This is a genomic window from Alkalitalea saponilacus (genome assembly GCF_900168165.1).
GTDB lineage: Bacteria > Bacteroidota > Bacteroidia > Bacteroidales > Marinilabiliaceae > Natronoflexus > Natronoflexus saponilacus.
In genome coordinates this window covers 1-7,483 of record NZ_FUYV01000038.1, presented here as the reverse complement: position 1 = coordinate 7,483, position 7,483 = coordinate 1, and the positions used below count along the sequence as shown (strand labels likewise).

At 32.2% G+C, this 7,483-nt stretch carries 4 protein-coding genes; all 4 read left to right on the top strand.

The features are described from left to right. Positions 1 to 520 precede the first annotated feature (520 nt). From B5X70_RS17125 to B5X70_RS17110, 4 genes are read left to right on the top strand one after another with little or no spacing between them, the layout of a single operon-like run. A complete protein-coding gene (locus B5X70_RS17125) occupies positions 521 to 1,981 on the top strand; it encodes a DUF3375 domain-containing protein (protein ID WP_079559131.1) in 1,461 nt (486 codons plus the stop codon). Next, positions 1,978 to 2,556 (top strand): DUF4194 domain-containing protein, encoded by a 579-nt coding sequence (locus tag B5X70_RS17120; RefSeq protein WP_079559130.1) that lies wholly within the window; start codon positions 1,978 to 1,980, stop codon positions 2,554 to 2,556. The genes B5X70_RS17125 and B5X70_RS17120 overlap by 4 nt, the downstream gene beginning before the upstream one ends. Beyond that, positions 2,534 to 5,944: an ATP-binding protein gene (locus B5X70_RS17115; protein WP_198314182.1), complete on the top strand. Its 3,411-nt coding sequence runs from the start codon at positions 2,534 to 2,536 to the stop codon at positions 5,942 to 5,944. Before B5X70_RS17120 ends, B5X70_RS17115 begins: the two co-directional genes overlap by 23 nt. Then, the gene (locus B5X70_RS17110) at positions 5,941 to 7,104 is read left to right on the top strand and encodes a Wadjet anti-phage system protein JetD domain-containing protein (RefSeq protein WP_079559129.1); all 1,164 of its coding nucleotides are present in this window, start codon (positions 5,941 to 5,943) and stop codon (positions 7,102 to 7,104) included. The genes B5X70_RS17115 and B5X70_RS17110 overlap by 4 nt, the downstream gene beginning before the upstream one ends. Positions 7,105 to 7,483 lie beyond the last annotated feature (379 nt).

Genomic DNA, 7,483 nt, shown 5'->3' with positions numbered 1-7,483 from the left:
AATTAAATATTGCGGATTAATTCCATATTTTTTAAGATTTTAACGACGGATATTCATGTAAATTTGAGAAAATCAACAGTTTCGGCGGTCAATTTAGAGGTCTGAGAAAGATGATATTTGATGAGTTCATCTATAATTTCAATACCGCCAATACCATTTAGAGCGTAGATTATTCGGATTATCACACTGAAAATCCATGAAATTCAAGAAAATTCCTATTTTTAAGATAGATTTTTAACGATTTGATTAAAAAAAATGGAAAGCCCCCTAACAGTGTTTATAAGCCATGCGGGAAATTTTCGAACCGATGGAAGAAAATTCTGAGACGCACGGCTCATAAACATGGACGTTACCAACAAGCCTAAGAAAGAAACGACAGTGGTAATTTTGTAGTGAGAAAAAAGAGATATAATGAACAGCTAACGCACAAAACAGCACATTTGCAAGCCCCGACACACGAGCCAAAGCTTCAGCTTGCAAAAGAGCTGTTTTCTTGCCAACGCACCAAGAATGTCACAGAATGATTGATGTTGAAAAAATTACAGAAATATTAAATAACTCTCCAAGCGTAGAGCTTCTACGATTAAGAAACAGGGAAGCTATAATAGTATTTCTTATAAATACATTTTCAAACCAACAAGGGGCTATATCAGAAGAAAGAATCATAACCCAACTTGCAGATTTCTTAGACTACAGAAAAATAGAAAAGGACGATGAAAGCGACATTGAGATATTTGACTCCTACGAAATAAAAGCAAAAAAATATATCTCAAATTGGACAAACAGGGGTTTTTTGACTAATTACCCAGATGAACAAGGTGAAGTATTTTACGAACTTTCCTCTCATTCTAGTAAAGTCATTGATTGGTTAGCAAGTCTTAAAAAAGAAGAATTTGTTGGTACAGAGTCAAAATTTAATAACATCTTACATCAGTTGAAAGAATTGGTTGAAAATACCAACGAGGATTCTGAAAAACGCATTCAAATATTAGAAGAAAGGAAATTGGAGATTGAACAGCAAATTCAACGCATCAAGACGGGCGAAGATGTAAAAGTATTTGAAGAATTTGAAATTGTTCCGCGTTTCAATCAAATCAATCAATCAGCCAAGGAATTGTTATCTGATTTCAAAGAAGTAGAGGATAATTTTAAAGAAATCACGAAAAGTATTTACCAAAAACACGCTGACGAAAGTTTGACTAAAAGCGACATTTTAGAATTTACTTTTGACGCACTTGATGCGTTAAAAGAAAGTCAGCAAGGGAAAAGTTTTTACGCTTTTTGGTCATTCATTTTAAATCCCGATTTACAAAATAAATGGGAAAATTTAGTAAGAGAATTATACAGGACTTTGGAAGAAAAATCAATTACTGTAAATGACCCATTCCTCAAAGGAATGAAAAAGCATCTTCACGGTGCTGGACAGAAAGTGTATAAAGCCAACGATAAAATGGCAGAAAAATTAAGTCGTATTATTCGTGAAAGCGAGAGTTCCAAATCTGAAGCCACGAAAACAATCATTCAGGAAATAAAAAAACAACTTGTAGAGATTAGTAAGACAAAAAAGAAGCCTGAAATTTCATTTGTATTGGAAACCAATATTGAGATTTCTATTCCGTTTGAACGTAAATTAACAACAGAACAAAGCGAAGAAATTACTTATAAGGCCAAACCGAAAATTGCAGATGAAGATATTACTTCGTCAAATCATTTAGTAAAATTGTTTTCTCAATCAAATATTGACAAAGAGTTGTTGCGTAAAAGGATTAAAGATATTCTGAAAGAAAAATCTCAAACAACACTCTTAGATGTGGTTAATTATTACGGTGGGCTTGACAAAGGTTTACCTGAACTATTCGGATATATAGGTGTTGCAAAGGAATTTAAGCACATCATCAGCACAGAAAAAACTCAAAGTATCATGTTTGATTCTGAAAACAAAAAACAAATTAAAATCCCAGAAATCATTTTAACCAAATGAGCAGTTTAGAGAATAATATTAAACCATATAGCAAGGCAATTGTGAAGTTACTCAAATCACCTATTGAGCGAAACTCAAATGTATGGGAGGATGTAATCAATTATCAAATCGAAATTCAGGAATACATTAGCCAAATTGGGTTAGAACTAATCGTAAAGAAAGATGAAGGCTTTGCATTTGTAAAGCAATTTGAAGATAGCGAAGGAAATACTCTTGGAATAGTTCAAAGACGACAAATTGGTTTTGAAACCTCAATCGTGCTTGTTGTGCTGAGGCAAAGTTTGGAAGAATTTGATAGCAACCCAACACAGTTGGCAACAGAAAAATTTATTACAAATTCGGAGATAAAAGACGAATTAGAATTATTTCTTCCTGAAAAATTCAATAGGGCGAAATTTATCAAGGAACTAGATAAGTACATCAAGGCAGCGGCTGATTTGGGTTATTTGAAAGAAATTAATAAAAAAGACAACGAAACGAGATATCAGATTCACCGAATCATCAAAGAAAAAATAACACTGGATATTTTACAGGATTTCAAAATTAGATTGCATGAATATGTTGAGTCTGTTTAGCACAAGTTCAGAAAAAGCGGGTTTCAGACTTCAATATATGGAAGTTTATAACTGGGGAACGTTTGATGAAAAAGTGTTTAGAATTAATCCAGTGGGAAACAATTCTTTACTGACTGGAGCAAACGCATCAGGGAAAAGCACATACATAGATGCCTTACTCACGCTAATGGTTCCTGCAAAGAAAGATAGGTTTTATAATCAATCATCAGGTATTGATAAGAAGGGAGACCGAACTGAAGAAACCTATGTTTTGGGTCATTATGGAAACATTCAGGAAGAAGGTAAAAGTTCAACTTCTACTCAGAAGTTGAGAGATAAAAGTACCTATTCAGTAATCCTTGCTCATTTTAAGAACACAGATTTAAAACAAGTCACATTATTTCAAGTTCGTTGGTTTAGTAGTAGTGGAGAGTTAAACAGACAATTTGGAATTGCTCATACATCACTAGAAATTGAAATCGATTTTCGGGATTTTGATTCAAAAGGAATGTGGAAAAGGAGGTTGGATAAAACATACAACTCAAACACATCAAAAAAGAAAATAGAATTTATCGATGGGCCAACGACTTATGCTGAAAGAATGTCAAGTTTGTTTGGAATGCGTTCCGTTAAAGCGTTGAGTTTGTTTAATCAGGTAGTTGGCGTAAAAGTTTTGGAAGATTTAGACGAATTCATCAGAACAAATATGTTGGAAGAACAAGACGCTGAAACTGAATATATTCAGTTAAAAGAAAGTTTCTTGACTTTGATGGATGCTAAAACAAACATCGAAAAAGCTAAAGAACAAATCAGACAATTAATTCCAATTGATGAAATTGCCCAAAAGCTTTCTAGTATTAAAATTGATTTACAGCGATTACAAGAATTAAAAGAAATGGCTGTTTATTGGTTTGCAAAAAAAAGTGTTGATTTAGGCGATAAGGAATTAGAAAATTGCAAAGAAGGATTACAACGACTGAATGATGAATTAACTGAATTACGAAGCAAAGAAACAGATTTAAAAAATCATGAAACTGATTTAACTGTACAAATAAAATCTGATGAAGTTGGGAATCAAATTGAAAAACTGAAAACTGAAATAGCAAGATTAGAAAAAAGCAAGAATTTAAGAACTGGCAAGCTTGCCGATTACAACAAAATTGCTCAAAGCATTGAATTGAATACTAATCCAAGTGAAGATGTTTTTAATGCAAACAGAGAAAAAGCAAAACAATTAAAGCAAAGCACAGAACAAGAAATTATTGATGAAAATAAAAATCTGCGTTCACTAGAAACCGAAGAGGAAAAATTAAAACAAGACACCGATGATATAGTAAAAACAATTCAAACGCTCCAAGCGAACAAGAACAATATACCTGTAAATGAAGCAAGAATAAGGGATGAAATCATTGAAAATATAGGAGCTACGAAAGAAGAAATTCCATTTATCGGAGAATTGGTTAAAGTAAAGGAAGATGAATTAGTTTGGGAATCTTCTATTGAAAAAGTGCTTCACAATTTTGCATTAAGGTTGATTATTCCTCCAAGGTATTATTCAGAAGTAAATAAGTATGTAAACAATAATAATTTGAGAGGTAGAATACGCTATGATAAATACGAAGAAAACTATCTCAAAAATTTTCAAAACAAAAACATTAACGAAAAATCTATAGTTAATAAAATTGATATTAAACCTAAAACTCAATATTATGAATGGATTGAGGATTATTTACAAAGTCAATTCGATTTTGTTTGTGTAGAAAATCTTACAGAATTTGAGCGTTATTCTGAAATGGCAATAACCATAAACGGATTGGTGAAATTCAGAAAAGGGAAGCACGAAAAGGACGACCGACCGCACATCACAAGAAAGGAAAACTATGTTTTAGGTTGGGACAACAAAGAAAAAATTGCCGCTTTAAAGAAGGAACTAAATAATTTACAAAGTCAGCAAATTGAGAATAAAAAAGCGATAACAAATAAAAACACTGAAATAAAAAACCTAGGTGCTTTCAGAGATAAATGTCAAGATTTGTTTTCTAAGTATGATAAATTCGATGATATAAACTGGCAATATTATGTCAATGAAATACAAGATAAAACCGAACAGAAAGAAGCTTTAGAAAAGACTAATGACCGAGTAAAGAAGTTGCAAGAACAGTTAGAAAAAGTACAAGCAGATTTAAAACAGCTTTCGGAAGTTGATATAAAAAATAAGGACAGAGAGATTTTTCAAACTGAACAGACCCAAAAAAACATAGAAGGCACAATAAAGGACAACAAAGCCATTTTCGAACCTATTGGGGATGTTGATGTTTCTGTATTTGAAGAACAATATTCTTACTTATTAAATATTGAATACTCCAATATTGAAACGAGTCGAGTAAATTTTCAGGAAGAAAACTCAAAACAAACAAGAGAACTTGAGTTACAGAAAGGAAAAAAAGAAAGTGAAGTAAGAATCAAAATCAATGATTTTAAACAACCGTCAGAAGAAATCAAATACAAATTTAAGGACTGGCGTTCTGATGTTAACTCATTACCTGATTCTACCAATTTAGATTTAATCAATGAATATCAAAAATTTTTAGAAAAATTGGGAAAAGACAATCTTCCAAAATTTGAAAAAAAATTCAATGATTATTTGCAAGAAACCATTACCAATAAAGTGGGTGATTTCAGAATGTTTTTTGAAAATTGGTCAGATTCTATTAGGGAAAACATCAAACATTTGAACGACTCATTAAAAGAAATAGATTTCAAAAGTAAGCCACAAACATATATTCAACTTGTAGCACCCAATAAAATCAGCGATGAAGTAAAAGAGTTCAGAAATTTACTTGAAAAAGCAATTCCCAACATCAGAGAAGTTGATTCTTCTATTGATGGACGAAAAAATCATTTTTACAATCACATTGAACCTTTAATTTCTAAATTGGATAAAGAAGAGTGGCGTAAAAAAGTAATGGATGTTCGTTCTTGGTTCAGTTACAAAGCTGAAGAGTTTTACAAAGAAACCAATCAGAAATTTAAAACTTATGAAGCAATGGGGCAACTTTCTGGTGGTGAAAAAGCTCAACTCACATATACAATATTAGGCTCAGCCATCGCCTATCAGTTTGGTTTAACAAATTATAATCAAGGGTTAGAACCTAAGTCATTCCGTTTTATAGCAATTGATGAAGCGTTTAAAGCACAAGACGAAGACAAAGCTAGATATTTGATTACCCTATGCAAGCAACTTCATTTGCAATTATTGGTTGTAACCCCTAGTGATAATATTCACATTGTAGAAAACGATATATCTTTTGTCCATTTTGTTGAACGCAAAGAAGAACGACATTCTTGGTTATATGATATGCCTATTGAACAATTTAAAGAAGAAAAAGAAAATTATCTGAGACAATGATTACACCCAAAGAAATAAAAGATAAAACCGAAAGGAAATATATTTCATTTTTTCTTCCATCTTTAGTTGAGAATAAACCTTTTGAAAAACTAGTAATACGTAGTGATAAAACATATACCAAGTCATCATTGCCTGAATTTGAAAAGGAAATTCAACAAATTATCAGCCAATCAAAAGAAAAAAAAGGATTTGGTTACTCATTGGAATTTCAACAAGTAAAAACAAAATCGTTAGGATTACAAGATTTACCAACCTCAATATTCTTTGATAATGAAAAAGATTTATTGAAGTATTTGGGCAAGGAAATAGAAGTTGAATTATTTAAAACGAATGTTACAACAATCATTAAAGCGTTTCCCGAATTAAAAGATTGGATAATCAAAAACCCCATTAAGGTTATTAACAATCAAGCTGAATGGGTGAATATTTTGAAAGTATGTGGGTACTTTAAACAAAATCCAAAGCCCAATTTGTACATAAGGGAATTGCCTATTAAAGTTCACACCAAATTTATTGAACGCAATCTGGGTCTTATCAAAGAATTGCTCAACATTTTAATATCAGAACACCTTAACAATGAAGAAAAGGAGTTCGAAAAAAGATTTAACTTGAAATTTACCGAACCTCAAATTCGGTTTAAAGTACTTGACATAGCAATAGCAGAAAAGTTCTTTTCAGGAATTGATGATATTGCTATTCCTGTAAGCCAATTTGAAACATTGAATTTGCCGATTAAAAAAGTATTAGTAGTAGAAAATAAAACAACGCTTTATACAACTTTGACTTTACCCAAAATGAACGACGCTGTTGCAATATTTGGAAGCGGATATAGCGTTTATAACCTCAAAAATGTTCAGTGGTTTGCCAATCTTGACTTACTTTATTGGGGCGATATTGATGCGCAAGGCTTTGAAATTCTATCTCAATTTAGAGGGTATTTTCAGCAGACAAAAAGTGTTTTAATGGATTCTGAAACTTTTGAAAAATTCTTCGAAAATGATTCTGGTAGCCAAACGAATATATGTACATTACCCAATTTGACTGAAGATGAACAAAAACTATATGAAACGTTGAAAACAAATAATTGGAGATTAGAACAGGAAAAGATTCCGTATGATTATGTTAATCTATTCTTTGGCAATGAAATTCCCGCTACATAGCCAAGCACATTGGCTGGTCACACAAAAAGCCAACGCACGACCAAAACCAGCCTGGCTATAACGGTTCAAAATGTGCCACCGATTTCGGTTTCATTGTGCCAGTGATTTCGGTTTAAAATGTGCCACTATGTTTGGCATTTTGGTCAAAGGTTTTCGGTTCGACTTGTGCCAACTATTTCGGTTCGACTTGTGCCAGTTTGAGAGATCAAGATAAAACTGCTATATCGCAAATAAAAAAGCGTTATGGCCAATACACTTGATCTTATGGATTTAAAACAGATTCTTACACTACATTTGGATGGATTAAGCAATCGCAAGATTGGTAGTATGCTTAGTATCCATCGTAACACGATAAATGGTTATGTGCATCTTTTCAATG